Raw genomic sequence first — 21284 nt, forward strand, 5'->3', positions numbered from 1 at the left:
AGCATGACGACAGCGGTGAAAGTGCGCGGCCTGACCAAGCGCTACGGAGACGTGCAGGCGGTCGGGGGGATCGACCTGGACATCCGCGCGGGTGAGGTCTTCGCGATCCTCGGCCCGAACGGGGCGGGGAAGTCCACCAGCGTGGAGATCATGGAGGGATACCGCACCCGGGACGCCGGAGAGGTCAGCGTTCTGGGCACGGACCCGAACAGGCCGACCCGCGAGTGGCGCTCCCGGATCGGCATCGTGCTCCAGACGGCCGACGACGTGGCCGAGGCGACGGTGCGGGAGACCGTACGGCATTTCGCGGGCTACTACCCGAACGCCAAGGATCCGGACGAGGTGATCGAGCAGGTCGGCCTGACGGACAAGGCAGGCAAGCGCATCCGCCAGCTCTCCGGCGGCCAGCGGCGCCGGGTGGACGTCGCCCTGGGCGTGATCGGCGCTCCCGAACTGCTCTTCCTCGACGAGCCGACCACCGGGTTCGACCCCGAGGCCCGGCGGCAGTTCTGGGGGCTGATCGAGGGCCTGGCCCACAACGGCACCACGATCGTGCTGACCACCCACTACCTGGACGAGGCCGAGGCGCTCGCCGACCGGGTGGCCGTGGTCGCCAGGGGCCGGATCGTCGCCGAGGGCGAGCCCAAGACCCTGGGAGGCCGGGCGACCGCCAAGGCCAGGGTGAGCTGGTCCGACGAGGGCGAGCGCCGCACTCTGGAGACGGACACCCCGACGAGGACCGTTCTGGAGCTGACCCACCGTTTCGACGGCGAGGTCCCCGAGCTGACCGTGACCCGTCCCTCGCTGGAGGACGTCTACCTCCAGCTCATCGAGACCCCCGCCTGACCGCGGTGAGCGTCCCCCGCACCCCGCGAACGACCACCGGGCGAGCGGTCCCGCTCCGCGAAGAACCGCCCCCCTCCCCCGGCGAACCGGCCCACCCGTGGGCGACCGGTCCCGTCTCCCGGGAGGCCGACCCCCTCCAGCGTCAACCGATCCCCCGAGGTGACAATCCCATGAGCGAAACCGTGATCCGAGCCCCCGCCACACCCCTCCGCGCCTCGCAACCTTCCGCGATACGGCTGGGGCTGTCGCGGGCGGCCATCGAGACCAGGATGTTCTTCCGCGAGAAGGACGCGGTCATCTTCACCTTCTCCTTCCCGATCATCCTGCTGGTGATCTTCGGTTCGATCTTCGCGGACGATCTGGAGGGAACGGGACTCAACGTCTCCCAGCTCTACGTGGCGGGGCTGATCGGCTCGGCGGCGATGACCGGCTTCCAGAACCTCGGCATCAACATCGCGGGGGACCGCGACGACGGCACGCTCAAGCGGCTGCGGGGTACGCCGCTGCCTGCCGGTTCCTACTTCATCGGCAAGGCGCTCAACACCCTGTTCATCTCCTTCGTCCAGGTCGTCATCCTGCTGACCATCGGGGTCACGATGTTCGGCCTGGAGTTACCGTCGGAGGCGGCCAGGTGGGCGACCTTCGTCTGGGTGTTCGTTCTCGGGGTGTTCGGCTCGTCCCTGCTCGGCATCGCGGCCAGCAGCCTGCCCCGGTCGGCCAAGAGCGCCAGCGCGGTGATCGCCATGCCGTTCGTGGTGCTGCAGTTCATCTCCGGGGTGTTCATCCCCATCGGCCGGCTTCCCTCGTGGCTGGTGGACATCGCCTCGGTGTTCCCCCTCAAGTGGATGTGCCAGGGTTTCCGCTCGGTCTTCCTCGGTGACGCCGGTGCCACACTGGAGGTCGCGAAATCATACGAGCTTGACCGCGTCGCCCTGGTCCTCGGAGCCTGGGTCATCGGAGGACTGGTGCTGTGCCTGATGACGTTCCGCTGGAAGAGCCGCCGCGACGGCTGAGTCATGGGGGCCGGCTCGGCCGGGTCATCACCCCGGCCGAGCCGCACATGTGGGAGTCGCTGCGTATCTGGGAGATCCTCCTGGTCGTGGCGACGCTCGTCCCCGCCACGCTCATCCTGCTCGGCGACCTGCCCGTGCGCGACAGGGTGATCGTGGCCGGGTGCCTGGTCTCGATCCTGCTTCTCTACGTCGTTCTCGGCCGCCCGGCGATCGTGGCCGAGAACCAGCGGCGCGGGACGGTCTATCTCGTGCTCCTGGCCCTGCTGTTCGTCCCGGCCACGTTCATCACCCCCGATGCGACGTTCGCCCTGTTCGGACTCTGCCCGCAGTGCTTCATGGTGTTCCCGAGCAAGCGGGCCATGATCGGTGTGGTCGTGCTGAACCTCGCGCCGGCCATCCGTTACCTGTTCCTGGGGCCGGAGCTCGGCTGGCTCGGCTTCCTGACCATCGCCACCATCGTGATCTTCTTCTCCTGGGTGTTCGGGATCTGGATGGAGGGGATGTCACAGCAGAACCGGGAACGGGCCGAGCTCATCGAGGAACTGATGAGCAGCCGGGCCGAGGTGTCCAGGCTCTCGGCCGAGCGCGGGGCCCTGACCGAGCGCGAGCGCCTGGCCGGGGAGATCCACGACACCCTGGCCCAGGGCTTCACCAGCATCATCATGCTGGTCCAGGCCGCCCAGGCCCAGGCGGACCCGGCCCGCCATCTGGCGCTGGCCGTACAGACCGCTCGCGAGAACCTGGCCGAGGCCCGCGCGCTGGTGGCCGCGCTCAGCCCGGCGCCGCTGGACGGCTCCAGCCTGGACGAGGCGCTGGTACGGCTGGCCGACCGTCTCACGGAGGAGACGGGGATCGCCGGGGCCTTCGCCGTCCGCGGGGAGTCGCGCCCGCTGCCGCCCCACATCGAGGTGGTGCTCATCCGCGCCGCCCAGGAGGCTCTCGCGAACGTGCGCAAGCACGCGGCGGCGAACCGGGTGGACGTCTCGGTGACCTACGGCCCGCGGCGGGTGACGCTGGAGATCGGCGACAACGGGCGCGGCTTCGACCCGTCCAGGGCCGGCGGGTACGGCCTGCGCGGCATGCGGAACCGGGTGGAGCAGGCGGGCGGCTCGATGCGGGTGTGGAGCTCACCGGCGAGGGGGACGACGCTGACCGTCGACATGGGAGAGTGACCACCGTGTCATCTCAGGACAACCCCCCACCTGTGCAACAGCACGCCTTCATGCGCCTGAACGGCTGGGAACTGCTCTACCTCGTCGCTTTCCTGTCCGCCCTTCTCTTCGTGTCATTCGACGGCACCCTCGGGACCGCCGAGCGGGCGGTCGCGATCACGCTGATCGGCGGTTGCCTGGTGGCCTACGCGCGCCTCGGGCGACGGGCCGTCGGCGTGGGATACCGCTCGTGGGAGGGCCGGACGTACGTCGTCCTGCTGATCGTGCTGTTCACCCCGGTGGCCGCGATCTGCCCGCCCACCAGGTTCGTTCTCTTCGCACTGTGCGCGCAGTGCTTCATGATGATCCCCAAGAACCAGGCGAAGGTCGCCGTGATCGTCTTCAACGTGGCCCCCGCACTGGAGTTCCTCTTCGCCCCGCCACCCCTGGAGGAGCTGGTCGTCTTCCTGGGGGTGACGATCCTCGTCCTCACCTTCGCGATGACCTTCGGTCCCTGGATCGTCGACATCATCGGCCAGAGCAGGGAGCGGGCCTCGCTCATCCAGGAGCTGGAGATCCGCCGGGCCGAGGTGGCCACGCTCTCGGCCGAGCGCGGGGCCCTGGCCGAGCGCGAACGCCTCGCCGGGGAGATCCACGACACCCTGGCCCAGGGCTTCACCAGCATCATCATGCTGCTCCAGCAGCCCGAGGCCCGGCGAATCGAGCTGGCCGTACAGACCGCGCGCGAGAACCTGGCCGAGGCCCGCACGCTGATCACCGCGCTGAGCCCGGCACCGCTGTCGGGCGCCACCCTGGAGGAGGCCCTGGACCGGATAACCGCGCAGTTCGGCGAGGAACTCGCGGCGTCCGCCACCTTCGAGGTCCGGGGCGACTCCAGGGCGACGTCGACCAGGATCGAGGTCGTCCTGCTCCGCGCGGCGCAGGAGGCTCTGGCCAACGTGCGCAAGCACACCCGCGCCAGGAGCGTCACGGTGACGCTGGAGTACACCCCCGACACGACCCGGCTGACCGTCCGCGACGACGGCGCGGGCTTCGTTCCGTCCGCCACCGAGGGGTACGGCCTGCGCGGCATGCGTGCCAGGGTCGAACAGGTGGGCGGCACCCTCACGCTGACCGGCCCTCCGGCCGGGGGCACCTTCCTTGAGGTCGCCATCCCCGCCGGCCGGCCCGGCCGGCCCGACCAGCCCGACCAGCCCGACCAGCCCGACCAAGGAGCATGACAGTGCTGCGTCTGATGATCGTCGACGACCACCCCGTGGTCCGCGAGGGCCTGCGGGGAATGCTGGAGGCCGATCCCGGAATCACCGTGGTGGGTGAGGCGGCCTCGGGGAACGAGGCGGTCGTCCGGGCCGGGGAGCTCCGGCCGGACGTGATCCTGATGGATCTGCGCATGCCGGACGGCGACGGGGTGAGCGCCACCTCGCGCATCCTCGCGAACCGGCCGGAGAGCCGGGTGATCGTGCTGACCACCTACGAGACCGACCAGGACATCGTGCGGGCGGTCGAGGCGGGGGCCGCCGGATACCTGCTGAAGGACACGTCCAGGGCCGACCTGCTGGCCGCGATCGTCTCGGCGGCGCGCGGCGAGACCGTGCTGTCACCGTCGGTGGCGACCCGGCTCGTCACCCGGATGCGGGCCCCGGCGACCGAGTCGCTGTCGCCGCGTGAGGCCGAGGTGCTCTCCCTGGTGGCCAGGGGGCTGACCAACGCGGAGATCGGCAAGGCCCTGTTCATCAGCGAGACCACGGTCAAGACCCACCTGTTGCGCGTCTTCGGCAAGCTCGGCGTCGCAGGCCGCACCGCCGCCGTGACCACGGCCCTGGACCGGGGGCTGCTCCCCCGCTGAACGACCGAGACCGGCGTCTCGCACCACGAGAATCAACCTCACCTCACTCATTCACCGACAGAAGGAGCTTGACCGACTAGTCAGGCTTGTGACCTTCTTGCATGGACTACGCAAGCAATAGCGCATTGACTCTTCCACAAAAAGGATCTTGCACCCATAATGGTGGATTCCGGGGGCCATGACCATGAGGTGGAAGTGATAAAGCGAGTATTTGTCAACCCCACACTGACGGTGGGAGCTTGACATGAATGGACGGTCATACAGGGGAATGTCGGCGGAGGAGCGGCTGGCGGAGCGCCGGGAGCGCCTGATCTCCGCGGCGTACACCCTTTACTCCGACCCGGGCTTTCCGGAGACCACGATTGAGAAGTTGTGCGCCTCCGCGCGCATTTCCAATCGAGCCTTCTACGAGTGCTTCTCCGGACGCACGGAGTTGATGCAGGTGGTCCACGACCGGTGCGTGCGCGAAACCCTGCTTTCAGTATCGAAGTCCATCCAACAAGCCCCCGACACCCTGCTCGGCCGGGCCGAGGCCGGCATCGCCGGGTACATCGGCTTCGTCACCGAGGACAGGCGCCGTGCCCGGATCATGCACCTGGAGGTGCGCCGGGCGGGCGACTGCCTCATCACCTCTCGCCAGCAGGCGGTGACGGCCTTCACCCACATGGTCGAGACGATCGTCGCCGACCTGCCCGAAGCGGTCAAGACCAACCGGCGCCTGCTCGCGCTGGGCATGATCGGAGCGCTTCAGGAACTGCTCATCGAATGGGTGCTGTCCGACGAGCCTCCCGAGACCGACCGCCTGATCAGGACGGCCGTGCACATCTTCCACCGGTCCTTCGCGGCATGACCGTTCTTCCGCCGGCGAACGACCGGCTCACACCCGGGCGGGCACAGGACGAGGACGGGCTCATACGAACCCGTCCCCCTCGATATGATCCGGTCCGCCGGGGCCCCGAAGCCCGGCGGTGGCCGGGATCAGGCCACGGCGGCCATGGGGAGTTCGACGGTGAGCACCCGGTTGAGCCGGGTCACCGCCAGCACCCGCATGACCCGCGGTGGCACCCCTCGCAGAATAAGGCGGCGTTCCGCGCCCACAGCGCGGCGATGCGTGCCCACCAGCACTCCGAGACCGGTGGCGTCGATCATTTCCAGGCCGGAAAGATCCACGATCAGGTCACCCTCGCCCGAGTCGACTGCTTCGTGCAGCCGCGGGCGAACGTAGGCGACGGTTCCCACGTCGAGACGGTTACCGACGCTGACCACCTGAGCCTCGGGGTTGCCGGGGACGCGCATGCCTCCTCCTCAAACCCGGCCGTTCAACGGACACGGCCGGGCACAACGGCGATGCGCCACCACAGCCAGTCAGTCACGCACCGTATTCATACGATGTCACAGCACGAAAAGGGCATGTACCCCGCACGCGCCCCGATTCACACTTCTTACGGCCATGGGATTCCCTTTCCCGAACGAAAGGAGAAGATGCCGTCAGAGCCAGCCCTTTTCCTGGGCCTCGCGGATCGCGTTGATCCGGTTGGTGGCGCCCAGCTTGGTGATGGCACTGGACAGGTAGTTACGCACGGTGCCCTCGGTGAGGTGCAGCGACGCGGCGATCTCGCCGACCGACGCGCCCTGCGCGGCCATGGCCAGGGCGTCGCGTTCCCGCTCCGTGAGCGGGCTCTCCCCCGCCATCATCGCCGAGGCCGCCATCTCCGCGTCGAGGTAGCGGCCTCCGGAGTGGACCTTGCGAATCGCCGCGGACAGCTCGTCCACCGAGGCGTCCTTGGGAATGAAACCACGCACCCCCGCCGCGAGCGCCCGCCGCAGGTATCCGGGCCTCCCCAAACTGGTCAGTATCACCATCGCACGACCGGGCAGCGTCTCGGCGACGCTCAGCCCGTCCATGCCCGGCATCTCGATGTCCAGCACGATCACGTCGGGGCGGTGATCCTGTACGGCCCGCGCCACCAGGTCTCCCCTGGCCACCTCGGCCACCACCTCGATGTCCGGCTCCAGACCCAGCAGGGTGGCGATCGCCCCCCGGATCAGATGCTCGTCGTCGGCCAGCAGTACCCGGATCATCACATTCCCTCCAGCGGAACCGTCGCCCGCAGCCTGAACTCTCCCGCACCGCCGGCGCCGGCGGTGACTCTGCCCCCCGTGGCGGCCAGCCGCTCCGAAAGCCCGACGAGCCCGGTGCCACCGCGTCCGCCCGCCTCCGTCATCCCGTCGTTGGTCATCTCCAGCACGGCCGTACCGTCGCGAAGCGCGACCACGATCCGGCAGCGGGTCGCCGAGCTGTGCCGCAGCACGTTGGTGGTGCCCTCCCTGACCACCCAGGCCAGCAGCGTGGCCGACTCCTCGGGCAGCCGCTCCTCGGGCGTATCCAGCGTGCAGCGGATCCCGGCCGCCTCCAGCACCGCGGTCATGCTGCGCAGCTCGGCGTCGAGGTCGACGGTCCGGTAGCCGCGCACCGCCGTACGGATCTCCTTCAACGCCTGCCGCGCCAGTCCTCGCACCTCGTCCATCTCGGCGACGGCCCGCCCGGTGTCGACCTTCGACAACTTGACGGCCACCTCGCTCTTGACCGCGATCGCGGAGAGACTGTGCCCGACCAGGTCGTGCAGGTCCCGGGAGAACCGGAGCCGCTCCTCGGTGACGGCCAGCCGTGCCTGAGCCTCCTTGCCCTCCTCCGCCGACTTGACGATCTTCCAGAACCAGAGCTGGAACCGGTTCGTGCCGGGCAGCACCAGGGCGAACCCGATGAAGGCGCCGGTGAGGGCGGAGTCATCGGCCGTATACGGTGCGACCATCGCGCGGCCGAGGACGGGAACGGCGTCGAACGACGCGAGAAGCAGTCCGGCCGCGACCGCGCCCACGCTGACGACGAGCGTGCCGGTCCTGTTCAGCAGAAGCGCCGCGCCCACCGCCCAGGACGGGGCGAGCAGCCCCCAGCCCCACAGATGGGTCTCCTGGGTCAGCAGCAGGACGACCGTGAGCACGCCCGAGGCCACGATCTCACGGTTGGCCGTGGTCCCGGCGACGGCCGCCTTCACCATCCTCATGTAGAGGACGCTGAAGACGACCAGTCCCAGCAGCCCGAAGACGAGGGTGAGAGCGGACTCCTGATCCCCCTGCCGGCCCTCCGCGATCCCGCTGAGACCGCCGGTCCAGGCCAGGGGGATGCCGACGGTCAGTGACCAGAAGGTCCATCGACGGAGCCGTTCGATGCTCGTCCGCTTCTTGCTCCAGGGAAACCCCGAAGGGACGAGGCGACCGAAGCGCCCCGTCCCCTTCTCATCATCATTTATCAGCATTTGGTGACCGACGTTAGCCGTGCCGGGGCTCCCAGCGGAACAGCCATCTGGCCAGCAGGGCCGCCACCGCGATCCAGGCCAGCAGGATGCCCAGGGAGGGCAGCGCCGCCGTCCACTGCTGGACCATGGTCAACGTCTCGCCGCTCCCGGAGAAGTGGTCCTGACCGAGGAAGGCGGTACGCATGATCGTCACGACCGGGGTCACCGGGAGCAGGCTGGAGATCGTGCCCAGCGGACCGGGAAGCATGTCGGCGGAGAAGGCCACCGGCGCGCCGATCATCATGATCAGGATCACCGGGAGCACCGTGATCTGGGCCAGCTCGGCGTTGGGCGTGACCCCGGAGAAGGCGGCGGCGAGCAGGCCGAACAGCGCGACCCCCAGGACCGCCGCGAGCACCAGCAGCGGCACGTTGGCCGGCAGCACCCCGTCGGACCGGTTGATCCAGATCACCAGCAGCGCCACCTGGCCGAGAAAGAGCGCGAGCGCGCCGAGAGCGCTGCCGCCGAGGACCGCCGCCGAAGACGGCTGGCCCCCGCGCAGCCGCTTGAGCACCAGTTCCTCACGCCGGGCCGTGAAGGTGTTGACCAGGTTGGTGAAGACCGCGAACCCCAGCATCAGTCCGGGCACGCCGGTCAGCACGTAGAGCTCGCTGGGCACGCCGGAGATCTCCGCGCCCACCTGGGTCTGCGTGAACAGCCAGGCCATCAGGAGCGGCAGCAGCAACACGTTGAACAGCACCGTGGTGTTCCTGCCCACCAGGGTCAGGTCGAGCCTCGCCAGCCGTACGGCGTGCAGAACGTCGGTCTTCATGGTCACTCACCACTCCTCGTGCGCTGTGCCCGCTGCTCGGTCGCCGCTTCCTCGCGGATCGCTCCGCTTCCCCCGCCGGATCCGGTCCGCCTCATCGGACGTCTCCGACCACTCGCATGAACGCGTCCTCGAGGGTTCCCCTGCGTACGGCCAGCCGCTCCAGGGTTTCGTCCTGCTCGTCGGCCCACCTCAGCAGCGGCCGGAGCGCGGCGTGAGCGCGGGCCTCGGCCTGTTCGCCGGTCAGGATGTAGCCGACCTCGGTGCCGCCGCCCGCGTAGGTCAGCGTGGGAGCGGTGCCGTCCAGGGAGGGCAGGTCGCCGAAGGACCAGGTGGTGCCGGGGAGCCGGAAGGAGATGGTGTCGCCGGAGCCGGCCACCACCTCCTCGACCGTGCCGTAGGTGTGGATCCGGCCCTCGTGCATGATGGCCAGCCGGTCGGCGAGGCGCTCGGCCTCCTCCAGGTAGTGGGTGGTGAGGAGCACGGTGGTGCCGCCGGCCCGCAGATCCTCGATCACCTTCCACGTGGTCCGGCGGGCCTCGGGGTCCATCCCCGTGGTCGGCTCGTCCAGGAAGAGCACCTCGGGGGCCGACAGCACCGCGAGCGCGAGATCGAGCCTGCGCTTCTGCCCGCCGGAGAGCTGCCGGACCTTGGTCCTGGCCTTGTTCTCCAGGCCGACCAGCTCCAGCGCCCCCATGGTCCGCCGGTCCACTCCCCTGACGCGGCCCATGAGGGTGAGGTGGCCGGGCAGCGTGGTGGTGCCGGACAGGGTGACGGGACGCCCCGCGTCCTCACTCAGTCCCTTCCACAGGTCCACGGTCTCGGCCACACTGAGGTCGCCGAGGAAGCCGCCCTCCTGCAACATGATCCCCACGCGGAGGCGCAGCTCGCGCCGATTCCTGATCGGATCGAGGCCGAGCACCCGGACGGTGCCGTCGGTGGCGGGGGTGAAGCCCTCCAGCACCTCCATCGTGGTCGTCTTGCCGGCGCCGTTCGTGCCGAGCAGGGCGAAGATCTCGCCTCTCGGAACGGTGAAGGAGACGCCGCGCACGGCCTCGAAGTCACCGTACTTCTGCCGGAGCCCGCCGACCTCGATCACGTTGTCGAGGTCGGCGGCTTCGGTGTCCGTCACGTCCACACGCTGTCGTAGTGTCATGTGGATAATCATCGACTTCCCGCCTTTTGGCAGGTAGTCGTCGATATCACCGGAGAGATACGGATCTTTCAGGTGATCGAGATGACAAATGTCATCTACGAGCGGGGGGGCAGTGCCGGGCGGCGGCGGGAGGGACGGGTCGCCGGGTCCGGCGGGGTCGCCGCGGGACGCTCCTGCAGCGCGGCCAGCGCGAGCCGTACCGCCTCCTCGATCTGCGGATCCCGCCCGGCCGCCCAGTCATCGGGAGTGATGTCGACCTCGACGTCCGGGTCGACGCCGTAGTTCTCCACCCCCCAGCCGAGTCCCTCGAACCAGAACGAGTACTTGGGCACGGTGATGTGCGACCCGTCGACCAGGCGATGGCCGTTCTCGATGCCGATGACGCCACCCCAGGTACGGGTGCCCACCACGGGCCCGATCTTGTGGATCTTGAAGGCGGCGGTGACGATGTCGCCGTCGGATCCGGCGTTCTGATCGGTGACCGCGACCAGCGGACCGCGCGGGGCGTCCTCGGGGTAGGTGATCGGCGCCATGCCCCTGGGCAGGTCCCAGGCGATGACCCGGCGGATCAGCTTCTCGATGACGAGCTCGGAGGTGTGGCCGCCCCGGTTGCCCCGGACGTCCACGACGAGCCCCTCGAAGGCCATCTCCTTGCGCAGGTCACGATGGAACTGCGCCCAGCCCTCGGCGACCATGTCCGGGATGTGCAGGTAACCCAGACGGCCCCCGCTGAGCTCCCTGACATGCGCCCGGCGCCCGGCCACCCAGTCCTGGTAGCGAAGACGCCGATCGTCGTGGAGCGGGGTGACGACCACTCGCCGGCCGCCTTCCAGCGTCAGCTCGACCGGTTTGTCCGCGGCGCCGACCAGCAGCCTGGCGGGCCCCTCCGGCGGCACCGGGCGGCCGTCGACCGCGAGCAGCGTCTCCCCCTGCCGGACTCCCGCCCCGGGCACGGCCAGCGGTGAGCGGGCATGCACGTCGGAGGACTCGCCGGGCAGCACCCGGTCCACCTGCCAGCGGCCGTCACCGTTCACGGACAGGTCGGCGCCGAGCAGACCGACCCGCTCGAACCCCATGTGCTCCCACGGAGCGCCGTTGACGTAGGCGTGCGAGCTTCCCAGCTCTCCCAGGACCTCCCAGAGCAGGTCGGCGAAGTCGTCCGCGGTGGCGACGCGATCCACCAGCGGCCGGTACTCCTCCAGCACCGCGTCCCACTCGACGTCGGCCATGTCGTCGACCCAGAAGTCGGCCCGCATCCGGCGGCCCGCCTGGGTGTAGGCGTGATGCCGGTAGGCCTGCGGGTCGCCGGTGATCCGGATCCGCGACAGGTCGACGGTCGTGTCGTCGCCGTTCTTGCCGCCGGACGACTTGCCCGTGGCCGAGCAGACCGTCAGCGTTCCCTTGTCGCTGACGACGAGCTGGGTGCCGTCACCGCTCACCCGGTACCAGTCGAGCTTCTCCACCACCTCTTCGCACTTGCGCTTGGCGAGGTCGTAGCGGTCCAGCGCCGGACGGGGGGACTCACCCCCCACCCGGTCCCTGTCCTCACCGAGCTCTCCGGCCAGCGGCTCGCGGAGCCAGACGAACCCGCCCTTGACCGACCTCAGGTCCGAGTAGCGGCCCTCGGGCACCGGCACCTGCACGACCCTGGCGGCGATGCCGTCCAGGTCGACGGTGAGCGCGGTGCCGCCCTCCTCCTTCTTGTCCTCCCCGGAGTCGCCGGAGTCCCCGGAACCCCCGGAATCGCCCGTCGACCGGCCGTCGGAGCTGGGCGCGAACGGCGACGGCGTGGACGCGGCCAGCGGCACCAGATAGGGGCGGTAGCCGAACGGGAAGGCCATGTCGAAGGAGTGCGCGTCGTAGACGGGGTCGAAGCCGCGTCGAGACAGAAACGCCAGGTAGTCACCGGTGAACGCGGGCGAGATGTCCATGAACCGGCCGTCGGTGACGTCGGTGACGACGCGGTCCGCGATCCTGGCCAGCCGGATCCTGCGCAGGTGCTCGCCCTCCGGCTGTGACCAGGCCAGCCAGGCGGAGTCGGGCGACCAGGTCGGCCCGTTGATCTCACCGTTGGCCCTGGCCAGCTCGGTGACCTCGCCGGAGGCCACGTCGACCAGGAGCAGCCGCCCGTCCCTGGCTGCCACCGCGATCGTGTTCTCATTGGGCGCGACGGCCAGATCGCCGACCTCGCCCAGCTTTCCCGCGGCGATCCTGCGGCTCTCCCCGCCGCCGACCGGGCCGATCTCCAGGCCCTGCCGCTCGCCGTCGTCGAAGGCCCACACCACCCGGTCCGCGCCGAGGACGCGAGGCCGGCCCGCCGACAGGCCGGTGCTGAGCTGCCGCGCCGGGCCGTCCCGGTGGGTCACCCAGTGCACCGAGCCCTGGACCTCCACCGCGCTGGCCCGGCCGGTCTCGTCCACGGCCAGGTCGTGCAGCCGCCTGCCCGCGTTGACCTGGTACGGCTGCCGCCCGCGCGGCGGGGAGCCGAGCGTGACGTCGAGCTTGCGCCCTTCGCCGTCGAGGTCGTCCAGGAGGTAGAGGTCACCGGCGTTCTGGTAGACGATCCGGGTGCCGTCCGTGGTGGCGTGCCGGGCGTAGAAGACGTCGTGGTCGGTGTGGCGGCGCAGTCCGGTGCCGTCCAGCGCGCAGGAGTAGAGGTTGCCGACGCCCTCGTGGTCGGAGAGGAAGGCCAGACGGCCGCCGACGAGCATCGGGCTGGCGAAGTGACCGTTCACCTCCGCCAGGAGCCGGGTGAAGTCACCGCCGGCCTCCTGGACCCAGAGGCGCCCCGCCGTGCCGCCCCGGTAGCGCTTCCAGGCCGCGGGGTCACGGGCGAGGGAGGCGGCGAGCAGCGCCACGGAGTCCTCGGTGATCGAAAGGTCGCCGACCGGGCCGTAGGGCAGACGCTCGGCCTGACCGTCACCCAGCGCGTAGGCCCAGGTCCGCGAGGCGAACGGCTGCCCGGTCGCGCTGACCGCGAGAATCCTGCCGTCCGGTGTCCACCCGCGCGTACGAGTCCGGGCGTCGCCCCAGTAGGTCAGCCGCTCGGCCGAGACGGACTCCAGGTCGGCCAGGAAAACTTCGGGAGCCCCCTCTCGAACGCTCGTCCAGGCGACCTTCGTCCCGTCGGGGGAAAGGTGGGGATGACTCGCGGGAGCCCGGTCCGAGGAGAGACGCCACGCTCGGCCACCGTTCGCGGGGACCGCCCAGACGTCGTCGTCGGCGACGAACGTCAGCGTCTCATGGGATATGTGAGGGAATCGCAGGTAGAAACCAGAAGCCATCGGTAAATCATATTGTCCGCTATAGGGTCAAACTGATTATTTCCCAGCGGATACGCTGAGCCCTATGACGCGAGCCGATAAAAACCAGCCGGTTGTGCTCTCCAAGATCTACACGCGCACCGGCGACGACGGCACCACCGCGCTCGGCGACATGAGCCGCGCTCGCAAGACCGATCCCCGTCTGGCCGCGTACGCGGACGTGGAGGAGGCCAACGCGGCGATCGGCGTGGCCCTGGCCACTGGAGCCGCCGACGGCTCCCTCGACGAGGACATCGCCCGCGTCCTCGTCCGGATCCAGAACGAGCTGTTCGACGTCGGCGCCGACCTGTGCACCCCGGTCGTGGAGAATCCCGAGTTCCCGCCGCTGCGGGTCGAGCCCTCCTACGTCGAGTGGCTGGAGGAGCGGTGCGATGAGTTCAACGAGCGGCTCAAGCCGCTGCGCAGCTTCATCCTGCCGGGCGGCACCCCGGTCGTCGCCCACCTTCACGTGGCCAGGACCGTGATCCGGCGGGCCGAGCGGACCGTCTGGTCCGCCCTGGAGGCGCACGACGACGTGAACCCGCTGACCGCGCGGTACCTCAACCGGCTGAGCGACCTGATGTTCATCCTCTGCCGGGTGGCCGCGGGCGGCGAGGAGATCCTCTGGAAGCCCGGCGGCACTCGTTAGGTCCCCGGCACCTCGCCGGGTCCTGCGGCTCGGAGAGGTCAGCCGTCCTGGCTCGGCACCTCCACCTCAAGCTCGGTGGAGCGCGGTCGCGGGGTGACGGTCACGTCGTCGATCGCCGGGCCGTACGCCCCGTTGGTGGTGGACACCAGGCTCAGGGTCGCCTCCGGGCCCTCCGCGCAGAAGTGAAGCCTCTCCCGGACGTAGCCCATGTTCAGCGGCGTCTTCCCGGTGATGTCGAAGGTGAAGTTCTTCTGCACGGTGACGGGCCCCTGGGTCACCCGCGCGTATCCCGCCTTCACGATGGGAGGGCCGAAGGTGTTCCCCGCCAGGGCGAAGCTCACGGTGTAGCAGCGCCCCGCCGTCGTGGGGATGGTCTGCTCGATCGTCCCGGGCCGGTAGCCCGTGAGATCGAGAGACTGCTTTCCCTTGGCGGGTCGCAACGGGCCGCCGACACCGATCAGGTCGACGGATCCCGCCGTGACGCTCCACGCCCCGATGCTGCTCCCCGTGTCGTGGAAGGCCTGTCCGACGGTCGGCGGGCTCTCGAACCCGCCGTTGCCGACCGGCGGAGCCGTCGCGAGGGCGTGCGCCCCCGCGGCCGGCAAGACGACGGAGACGACGGAGACGCAGAGGGCCAGGCCGCAGGCCGCCGGCCTGGCCGGTTTCGGGCGACGGGCCGAAAAAATCATGACCTTCCTCCTATGGTGCGATCCGCTTCGCGACGGGATGAAGTGGCCGCCGCGACGGGACCGGCACGCATCGCGCACCCTTCGTCAACGAATCGGCACTCTCGGTAGCCAACGAAGATCCACGGTAACGGAGAGGAAGGGATCTGTCCTGATGGCACGCCCGGCCGGCGGGCCGTACGGCAGACGTCAGGCGACGTCGAGATAGGCGCTGGGCGGGGCGGACTCCAGCCAGGCGACGAACCCGGTGAGGGCGCGGTAGCCCATGGCGAGTTCGAAGGCGCTCTGCCCGTTGCGGCACTCCAGCGCGGTCACACCCTCGATGAACCCGAAGAACTCACCGGACCCGACCGTGCGACGCCCGGAAACAACAAGGCCGCGCCTCACGATGACGTGGCGCGGCCTTGGAAGCAGACCTATGAGTGGAATCCAGTTGAGCTGGCCGTCGGCGTATCGGGCTACCCCCACCCGCCAGCCTCGCTCCCCCGGCATCGGGCGCAGACAACACAGCACCGAGCCGCGAGATCGGGTCAGAACGAGCACCCGGGAGGCCAGAAGGGCGACGAGCAGCGCCACCACGATGAGTACGTCCAGCACCACCATGTCTGCGCCCCCAACGCCCGTACCGCTAAGAAGCCGAATTTATCCGACTTCTTCGCCGGCCGCTCGCAACCGGGCCCTGGCACGCTTGGCCTCGGCGGCGGCGTCCTCATCCTCCCGGTTGCCCTCGGCCGAGGTCTGCGCACGCTCCAGGGCGTTTCTCGCCCTCGAGACGTCCACTTCGGAACCGAGCTCGGCTACTTCGGCCAGGATCGACACCTCGTCGTTGGCCACCGAGAGAAACCCGCCGTGAACCGCGGCGACGAGGTCGGACTCACCGTCGCCACGCTTGACCGTCAACACTCCACCCTCGACGAGAACGCCGAGCACGGGTGCATGTCTAGGCATGATACCGATCTCGCCGTCGACGGTCTTGGCAATCACCATGTCGGCCTCGCCGGACCAGATCTCACGTTCCGGCGAGACGACGCCTACTCGCAGCTTCGCCACTTTCTCTCCAGTTCCTTTCGAACCAGGTGCCGGTACGGCAAGCCGTACCGGCACCGAAGGCGACTAGCGGGCGAGTTCCTTGGCCTTGGCGACGGCCTGCTCGATGCCACCGACCATGAAGAACGCCTGCTCGGGCAGGTGGTCGTAGTCACCGGCGCACAGACCCTTGAACGAGGCGATGGTCTCGTCCAGCGGAACGTTCTCTCCGGGCTGACCGGTGAACGCCTCGGCGGCGTACATCGGGTGGGAGAGGAAACGCTCGATGCGGCGGGCCCGGTTGACCGTGACCTTGTCCTCTTCGGACAGCTCGTCGATACCGAGGATCGCGATGATGTCCTGCAGTTCCTTGTACTTCTGCAGGATCCGCTTGGTCTCCTGGGCGACGCGGTAGTGCTCCTCGCCGACGATCAGCGGGTCGAGGATCCGCGAGGTGGAGTCGAGCGGGTCCACCGCGGGGTAGATGCCCTTCTCCGAGATCGGCCGCGACAGAACGGTCTGCGCGTCGAGGTGCGCGAACGCGTTGTGCGGGGCCGGGTCGGTGATGTCGTCCGCGGGGACGTAGATCGCCTGCATCGAGGTGATCGAGTGACCACGGGTCGAGGTGATGCGCTCCTGCAGAACGCCCATCTCGTCGGCCAGGGTCGGCTGGTAACCCACCGCGGACGGCATGCGGCCGAGCAGGGTGGAGACCTCGGAACCGGCCTGGGTGAACCGGAAGATGTTGTCGATGAACAGAAGCACGTCCTGCTTCTGCACGTCACGGAAGTACTCCGCCATGGTGAGGGCGGAGAGCGCGACGCGCAGACGCGTGCCCGGGGGCTCGTCCATCTGGCCGAAGACGAGCGCGGTGTCCTTGAGGACGTCCGCCTCCTCCATTTCCAGCCAGAGGTCGTTGCCCTCACGGGTGCGCTCGCCGACGCCGGCGAACACCGAGGTGCCACCGAAGTTACGGGCGACCCGGCGGATCATCTCCTGGATCAGAACGGTCTTGCCGACGCCCGCGCCGCCGAACAGGCCGATCTTGCCGCCCTGCACGTACGGGGTGAGCAGGTCGATGACCTTGATGCCGGTGGTGAGCATCTCGGTCCGCGACTCGAGGGTGTCGAAGGCGGGCGACGGACGGTGGATGCCCCAGCGCTCGTTGATCTTGAGCGACGCGGTCTCGACGTCCAGCGACTCACCGAGGGTGTTCCACACGTGGCCCTTGACGACGTCGCCGACCGGCACCGAGATGGCGTCGCCGGTGTCGGACACCGCCGCACCGCGGGTCAGACCGTCGGTGGGCTGCATGGAGATGGCTCGGACGAGGTTGTCACCCAGGTGCTGGGCGACCTCCAGGGTCAGAACCTTGGTCTCGCCGCCGAGAACGACCTCGACCTTCAGGGCGTTGTAGATCTCGGGCATCGCCTCGACGGGGAACTCCACGTCGACGACGGGACCGGTGACGCGCGCGACGCGGCCCACGCCGGTCTCAACAGTCTGTGCAGTCATTTCACTCTTTCCCCGCTGCGGAGTCAGCCAGCGCGTTCGCGCCGCCGACGATCTCGCTGATTTCCTGGGTGATCTCGGCCTGGCGGACCTGGTTCATCTGCCGTGTGAAGTCGCCAATCAGGTCGTTGGCGTTGTCGGTCGCCGACTTCATTGCCCGGCGCCGCGCGGCCTCCTCGGAGGCCGCCGACTGGAGCAGCGCGGTGAAGATGCGCGACTCCACGTACCGGGGCAGCAGCGAGTCGAGCACGTCTCCGGCGGTGGGCTCGAACTCGAAGTACGGCAGCGGCGTGTCGTCGGTCTTCTCGGCGGTCTCCTCGACCACCAGGGGAAGGATCCGCCGGACCACGACCTCCTGCGTCAGCATGGACACGAACTCGGTGGAGACGATGTGAATCTCGTCGACACCGTCCTCCGCGGAGAACGCCTCGATCAGCGCGTTCGCGATCTCCTTGGCGTCGGCGTAGGAGGGCTTACGGGAGAATCCCGTCCACTGCCCACCCATCTCCCGATCGCGGAAGGTGTGCCAGGCGACGCCCTTGCGACCCGTCACGAAGGGCGTGGGCGTGACGCCCTTGTCCTTCAGCAGGTTGCTCAGGGCCTCGGCCTCACGCAGGACGTTCACGTTGAAGCCACCGCAGAAGCCGCTGTCGCTGGTGACGATGAGAACGGCGGCCTTGGTCGCGTTCTCCTTCGCCACGGTCAGCGGGTGGTCGATGCTGCCGGTGTTGCTGACAACACCGGTGACGGCGCGAATGATCTCGCGCTCGTACGGCACGGCCGCCTGCATCCGCTGCTGCGCCTTCACGATGCGCGACGAGGCGATCAGCTCCTGAGCGCGCGTGATCTTCGCCATGGACTTCAGCGACCTGACACGCCGCCGCAGCATTCTTAGCTGGGCACCCATCGGCTACTTCTTCTCTGCCGGACGGACGCGCTTGGTGATCTTTTCCTGGCCGACCTCGGAAGCGTCGAGCGCCTCGACGGGCTCGTCGTTGACCAGCAGGTCGCCCGAAGCGGTCTCGAAACCCTTCTTGAACTCGGTGATGGCGTCCTTGAGCGCCTGCACCGTGTCGTCCGACAGGTCGTTGGTCTCGCGGATGCTGTCGAAGACGCCCTTGTGCTCGCGCGACAGGTAGTCCAGGAAGTCCGTCTCGAAGCGGCGGATGTCCTCGACCGGGACGTCGTCGAGCTCGCCGGTGGTGCCGGCCCAGACCGAGACGACCTGCTTCTCGACCGCGAACGGGCTGTACTGGGCCTGCTTGAGCAGCTCGACCAGTCGCTGGCCACGCTCCAGCTGGGCACGGGAGGCCGCGTCCAGGTCGGAGGCGAAGGAGGCGAAGGCCTCCAGGTCACGGAACTGCGACAGCGACAGGCGCAGCGTACCGGCGACCTTCCGCATCGCCTTGACCTGCGCGGAGCCACCCACTCGGGAGACGGAGACACCGACGTTGATGGCCGGACGCACACCCGAGTTGAACAGGTCGGTCTCGAGGAAGCACTGGCCGTCGGTGATGGAGATGACGTTGGTGGGGATGAACGCCGAGACGTCGTTGCCCTTGGTCTCGACGATCGGCAGACCGGTCATCGAGCCCGAGCCCATGTCGGCGGAGAGCTTCGCGCAGCGCTCGAGCAGACGGGAGTGTAGGTAGAAGACGTCGCCGGGGAAGGCCTCACGGCCCGGCGGGCGGCGCAGCAGCAGCGAGACGGCGCGGTAGGCGTCGGCCTGCTTGGTCAGGTCGTCGAAGACGATGAGGACGTGCTTGCCCTGGTACATCCAGTGCTGGCCGATGGCCGAACCGGTGTAGGGGGCGAGGTATTTGTAACCGGCCGGGTCGGACGCCGGAGCGGCGACGATGGTGGTGTACTCCATCGCGCCCGCCTCCTCGAGGCGGCCCTTGACCTGGGCGATCGTGGAGCCCTTCTGACCGACCGCGACGTAGACGCAGCGAACCTGCTTGTCGGGGTCGCCGGAGAGCCAGTTCTCCCGCTGGTTGAGGATGGTGTCCACGGCGACGGCGGTCTTGCCGGTGCCACGGTCACCGATGATCAGCTGGCGCTGTCCGCGGCCGATCGGCGTCATGGCGTCGATCGCCTTGAGGCCGGTCTGCAGCGGCTGCTTCACCGGCTGACGCTCGACCACGGAGGGGGCCTGGAGTTCGAGGGCACGCAGGCCCTCGGCCTCGATGGCGCCCTTTCCGTCCAGGGGTACGCCCAGCGGGTCGACCACTCGGCCGAGGAAGTTGTCGCCGACCGGCACGGACAGGACCTCGCCCGTCCGGCGGACCGACTGGCCCTCCTCGATCTTGCTGAAGTCGCCCAGAACGACGACACCGATCTCCCGGACGTCCAGGTTCAGTGCCAGGCCACGCGTGCCATCCTCGAACTCAAGCAGCTCGTTCGCCATCGCCGAGGGAAGGCCGGAGACATGGGCGATACCGTCGCCGCAGTCGACGACGGTCCCGATCTCCTCGCGCGCGGCGCCTTCCGGCTCGTACGCCTGGACGAAGCGCTCAAGTGCGTCCCGGATCTCATCCGGCCGGATCGTAAGCTCCGCCATCTCTCTTCAGTCTCCCTATTCGCCTAGCCGGCCAACCGGCGGCGGACTTCTTCGATTCGTCCCGCGATGGTGGTGTCGATGAGGTCGTCCCCGATGTGAACCGAGAACCCTCCGATCACTCGCGGATCCACCTCGACGTTCAGATGAACGTCGTGGCCGTACGAGGTGCGCAGCCACGTGGCGAGACGCTGCTTCTGCTCCTCGGAGAGCTCGATGGCGCTGCGCACCACCGCGACGAGCCGCTGCCGCTGGGCGGCGACCAGCCTGCCGAACTCCTCCAAGCCTCTGTCCAGGCTACGTCCTCGGGGATGAACCACGAGTTGCGTGATCAGACGAAGGCTGGTGGGGGCGACCTTGCTGCCGAGCAGGGAGGTGAGGAGCTCTCCCTTGCCCTGCGCGGAGACGCCCTGGGCGGCCAGGGTCCGGTGCAGCTCCAGGTTCGAGGCGACGATGCGCCCGAACCGGAACAGCTCGTCCTCGACCTCGTCGAGCTTGCCCTGCGCCTCGGCCTCGGCCGCCGCGGCGATGACGCCGAGACGTTCAAGCGCGTCGGACAGGTCACCGGAACGCGCCCACTTGGCGGACACGGCCGCGGTCACCGTCTCCAGTGCCGCGTTGCTGACCTTGCCCTCCAGCAGGACCCGTACGGCTTGCGCCTTCTGGGCCGCCGGACGGGCGGGGTCGGACAGGTTTCGGCGGAGTCCGTGCTCACGGTCGAACAGGTCGGCGACCGAGAAAAGCTCGTCGGCCAGCGTGCCGAGGTCGGCGCTTCCCGCCACCGCGTTGAAGCGCTCTTCGACCTCGGCCAGCGAAGCCCTGCTCAGGCCTCTCATCATCAGCGAACCGCCGCGTTGCTCGACTCGAGCTCCTCAAGGAACCGGTCGACGGTGCGGCGCTGACGCACCTCGTCCTCAAGGGACTCACCGACGATGCGGCCGGCCAGATCGGTCGACAGGCGACCGATCTCAGAGCGAAGCTGGGCGAACGCCTGCTGGCGGTCGGCCTCGATCTGGGTGTGCGCGGCCTCGATGAGACGGCGGGCCTCGGCCTGCGCCTCCTCGCGGAGCTCGGCCTTGATCTGCGCGCCCTGCTCACGAGCCTCTTCACGGAGACGTGACGCCTCGTGACGAGCCTCGGTGAGCTGGTCCCTGTACTGCTTGAGAGCTTCCTGAGCTTCTTCTTGCGCGTCCGCGGCCCGCTTCAGGCCGCCCTCGATCGCGTCGGTCCGCTCGGTCAGAGTCTTCTGAATGCGAGGGGTGAGGATCTTGCCGACAACGAGGAGTACGAGGAAGAACGCGAAGCCGCCGACAACCAGCTCGGAAGTATGTGGGATAAGAGGGTTGCCACCCTCCTCCGCTGCCAGGAGCGAAGCTGCCAGAATCATTGGTGCA

General features: G+C 68.9%; 21 protein-coding genes. 7 read left to right on the forward strand and 14 right to left on the reverse strand.

Annotated elements, in window-relative coordinates:
• Positions 1 to 3 precede the first annotated feature (3 nt).
• The 6 genes from J2853_RS26265 (at position 4) to J2853_RS26290 (ending at position 5727) form a co-directional block, all read left to right on the forward strand.
• Complete coding sequence (locus J2853_RS26265; protein ID WP_307562405.1) at positions 4 to 846, forward strand: ABC transporter ATP-binding protein; 843 nt, start codon at positions 4 to 6, stop codon at positions 844 to 846.
• Positions 847 to 1016: 170 nt separating this feature from the next.
• A complete protein-coding gene (locus J2853_RS26270; protein WP_307562408.1) occupies positions 1017 to 1859 on the forward strand; it encodes an ABC transporter permease in 843 nt (280 codons plus the stop codon).
• Positions 1817 to 3031, forward strand: a complete 1215-nt coding sequence (locus J2853_RS26275; RefSeq protein ID WP_307562410.1) for a sensor histidine kinase — start codon at positions 1817 to 1819, stop codon at positions 3029 to 3031. The genes J2853_RS26270 and J2853_RS26275 overlap by 43 nt, the downstream gene beginning before the upstream one ends.
• A 5-nt stretch (positions 3032 to 3036) precedes the next feature.
• Entirely contained in the window at positions 3037 to 4251 is a 1215-nt protein-coding gene (locus J2853_RS26280) for a sensor histidine kinase (protein WP_307562413.1), read from the forward strand.
• A 2-nt stretch (positions 4252 to 4253) separates the two neighbouring features.
• The gene (locus J2853_RS26285; protein WP_307568824.1) at positions 4254 to 4877 is read left to right on the forward strand and encodes a response regulator; all 624 of its coding nucleotides are present in this window, start codon (positions 4254 to 4256) and stop codon (positions 4875 to 4877) included.
• Between the two features lie 244 nt (positions 4878 to 5121).
• Positions 5122 to 5727, forward strand: a complete 606-nt coding sequence (locus tag J2853_RS26290) for a TetR/AcrR family transcriptional regulator (RefSeq protein WP_307562415.1) — start codon at positions 5122 to 5124, stop codon at positions 5725 to 5727.
• Between the two features lie 128 nt (positions 5728 to 5855).
• Here J2853_RS26290 and J2853_RS26295 read toward each other — a convergent pair whose 3' ends face one another.
• The 6 genes from J2853_RS26295 to J2853_RS26320 all read right to left on the reverse strand — a co-directional run bounded on the left by J2853_RS26295 (position 5856) and on the right by J2853_RS26320 (position 13442).
• Positions 5856 to 6173, reverse strand: coding sequence for an STAS domain-containing protein (locus J2853_RS26295; protein ID WP_307562417.1), 318 nt, complete (start codon positions 6171 to 6173; stop codon positions 5856 to 5858).
• Between the two features lie 192 nt (positions 6174 to 6365).
• Positions 6366 to 6959: a response regulator transcription factor gene (locus J2853_RS26300; protein ID WP_307562419.1), complete on the reverse strand. Its 594-nt coding sequence runs from the start codon at positions 6957 to 6959 to the stop codon at positions 6366 to 6368.
• Positions 6959 to 8194, reverse strand: a complete 1236-nt coding sequence (locus tag J2853_RS26305; RefSeq protein ID WP_307562420.1) for a sensor histidine kinase — start codon at positions 8192 to 8194, stop codon at positions 6959 to 6961. The genes J2853_RS26300 and J2853_RS26305 overlap by 1 nt, the downstream gene beginning before the upstream one ends.
• A gap of 13 nt (positions 8195 to 8207) precedes the next feature.
• Positions 8208 to 9005 (reverse strand): ABC transporter permease, encoded by a 798-nt coding sequence (locus tag J2853_RS26310; protein ID WP_307562423.1) that lies wholly within the window; start codon positions 9003 to 9005, stop codon positions 8208 to 8210.
• A gap of 91 nt (positions 9006 to 9096) precedes the next feature.
• Positions 9097 to 10158 (reverse strand): ABC transporter ATP-binding protein, encoded by a 1062-nt coding sequence (locus tag J2853_RS26315; protein WP_307562425.1) that lies wholly within the window; start codon positions 10156 to 10158, stop codon positions 9097 to 9099.
• A gap of 95 nt (positions 10159 to 10253) precedes the next feature.
• A complete protein-coding gene (locus J2853_RS26320) occupies positions 10254 to 13442 on the reverse strand; it encodes a S41 family peptidase (RefSeq protein WP_307562426.1) in 3189 nt (1062 codons plus the stop codon).
• A gap of 64 nt (positions 13443 to 13506) precedes the next feature.
• Here J2853_RS26320 and J2853_RS26325 point away from each other — a divergent pair, with 64 nt between their 5' ends.
• Positions 13507 to 14109: a cob(I)yrinic acid a,c-diamide adenosyltransferase gene (locus J2853_RS26325; protein ID WP_307562428.1), complete on the forward strand. Its 603-nt coding sequence runs from the start codon at positions 13507 to 13509 to the stop codon at positions 14107 to 14109.
• A 38-nt stretch (positions 14110 to 14147) separates the two neighbouring features.
• Here J2853_RS26325 and J2853_RS26330 read toward each other — a convergent pair whose 3' ends face one another.
• From J2853_RS26330 to J2853_RS26365, 8 genes are all read right to left on the reverse strand, one after another.
• Positions 14148 to 14798, reverse strand: a complete 651-nt coding sequence (locus J2853_RS26330; RefSeq protein WP_307562430.1) for a choice-of-anchor C family protein — start codon at positions 14796 to 14798, stop codon at positions 14148 to 14150.
• A 186-nt stretch (positions 14799 to 14984) separates the two neighbouring features.
• Complete coding sequence (locus J2853_RS26335) at positions 14985 to 15398, reverse strand: DUF2550 domain-containing protein (RefSeq protein ID WP_307562432.1); 414 nt, start codon at positions 15396 to 15398, stop codon at positions 14985 to 14987.
• A 39-nt stretch (positions 15399 to 15437) separates the two neighbouring features.
• A complete protein-coding gene (locus J2853_RS26340; RefSeq protein ID WP_307562434.1) occupies positions 15438 to 15845 on the reverse strand; it encodes a F0F1 ATP synthase subunit epsilon in 408 nt (135 codons plus the stop codon).
• A gap of 63 nt (positions 15846 to 15908) precedes the next feature.
• Positions 15909 to 17336, reverse strand: coding sequence for a F0F1 ATP synthase subunit beta (atpD, locus tag J2853_RS26345; RefSeq protein WP_307562436.1), 1428 nt, complete (start codon positions 17334 to 17336; stop codon positions 15909 to 15911).
• Between the two features lies 1 nt (position 17337).
• Positions 17338 to 18240, reverse strand: coding sequence for a F0F1 ATP synthase subunit gamma (locus J2853_RS26350; RefSeq protein ID WP_307562438.1), 903 nt, complete (start codon positions 18238 to 18240; stop codon positions 17338 to 17340).
• Positions 18241 to 18243: 3 nt separating this feature from the next.
• A complete protein-coding gene (gene atpA, locus J2853_RS26355; protein WP_307562440.1) occupies positions 18244 to 19893 on the reverse strand; it encodes a F0F1 ATP synthase subunit alpha in 1650 nt (549 codons plus the stop codon).
• A gap of 23 nt (positions 19894 to 19916) precedes the next feature.
• Positions 19917 to 20726 (reverse strand): F0F1 ATP synthase subunit delta, encoded by an 810-nt coding sequence (locus tag J2853_RS26360; RefSeq protein ID WP_307568825.1) that lies wholly within the window; start codon positions 20724 to 20726, stop codon positions 19917 to 19919.
• 2 nt (positions 20727 to 20728) lie between these two features.
• A complete protein-coding gene (locus tag J2853_RS26365) occupies positions 20729 to 21277 on the reverse strand; it encodes a F0F1 ATP synthase subunit B (protein WP_307562442.1) in 549 nt (182 codons plus the stop codon).
• Between the last annotated feature and the right edge of the window lie 7 nt (positions 21278 to 21284).

Origin of the sequence: Streptosporangium lutulentum, from assembly GCF_030811455.1 — a bacterium.
GTDB classification, from domain to species: domain Bacteria; phylum Actinomycetota; class Actinomycetes; order Streptosporangiales; family Streptosporangiaceae; genus Streptosporangium; species Streptosporangium lutulentum.

What these genes read in the sequence shown, in the direction of transcription:
- J2853_RS26330 (WP_307562430.1), bottom strand. Translation starts at nt 14,798, where the DNA reads ATGATTTTTTCGGCCCGTCGCCCGAAACCGGCCAGGCCGGCGGCCTGC.
- J2853_RS26325 (WP_307562428.1), top strand. Translation starts at nt 13,507, where the DNA reads ATGACGCGAGCCGATAAAAACCAGCCGGTTGTGCTCTCCAAGATCTAC.
- J2853_RS26270 (WP_307562408.1), top strand. Translation starts at nt 1,017, where the DNA reads ATGAGCGAAACCGTGATCCGAGCCCCCGCCACACCCCTCCGCGCCTCG.
- atpD (WP_307562436.1), bottom strand. Translation starts at nt 17,336, where the DNA reads ATGACTGCACAGACTGTTGAGACCGGCGTGGGCCGCGTCGCGCGCGTC.
- J2853_RS26310 (WP_307562423.1), bottom strand. Translation starts at nt 9,005, where the DNA reads ATGAAGACCGACGTTCTGCACGCCGTACGGCTGGCGAGGCTCGACCTG.
- J2853_RS26315 (WP_307562425.1), bottom strand. Translation starts at nt 10,158, where the DNA reads ATGACACTACGACAGCGTGTGGACGTGACGGACACCGAAGCCGCCGAC.
- J2853_RS26295 (WP_307562417.1), bottom strand. Translation starts at nt 6,173, where the DNA reads ATGCGCGTCCCCGGCAACCCCGAGGCTCAGGTGGTCAGCGTCGGTAAC.
- atpA (WP_307562440.1), bottom strand. Translation starts at nt 19,893, where the DNA reads ATGGCGGAGCTTACGATCCGGCCGGATGAGATCCGGGACGCACTTGAG.
- J2853_RS26360 (WP_307568825.1), bottom strand. Translation starts at nt 20,726, where the DNA reads ATGAGAGGCCTGAGCAGGGCTTCGCTGGCCGAGGTCGAAGAGCGCTTC.
- J2853_RS26305 (WP_307562420.1), bottom strand. Translation starts at nt 8,194, where the DNA reads ATGCTGATAAATGATGATGAGAAGGGGACGGGGCGCTTCGGTCGCCTC.
- J2853_RS26350 (WP_307562438.1), bottom strand. Translation starts at nt 18,240, where the DNA reads ATGGGTGCCCAGCTAAGAATGCTGCGGCGGCGTGTCAGGTCGCTGAAG.
- J2853_RS26335 (WP_307562432.1), bottom strand. Translation starts at nt 15,398, where the DNA reads ATGGTGGTGCTGGACGTACTCATCGTGGTGGCGCTGCTCGTCGCCCTT.
- J2853_RS26265 (WP_307562405.1), top strand. Translation starts at nt 4, where the DNA reads ATGACGACAGCGGTGAAAGTGCGCGGCCTGACCAAGCGCTACGGAGAC.
- J2853_RS26320 (WP_307562426.1), bottom strand. Translation starts at nt 13,442, where the DNA reads ATGGCTTCTGGTTTCTACCTGCGATTCCCTCACATATCCCATGAGACG.
- J2853_RS26290 (WP_307562415.1), top strand. Translation starts at nt 5,122, where the DNA reads ATGAATGGACGGTCATACAGGGGAATGTCGGCGGAGGAGCGGCTGGCG.
- J2853_RS26300 (WP_307562419.1), bottom strand. Translation starts at nt 6,959, where the DNA reads ATGATCCGGGTACTGCTGGCCGACGACGAGCATCTGATCCGGGGGGCG.
- J2853_RS26365 (WP_307562442.1), bottom strand. Translation starts at nt 21,277, where the DNA reads ATGATTCTGGCAGCTTCGCTCCTGGCAGCGGAGGAGGGTGGCAACCCT.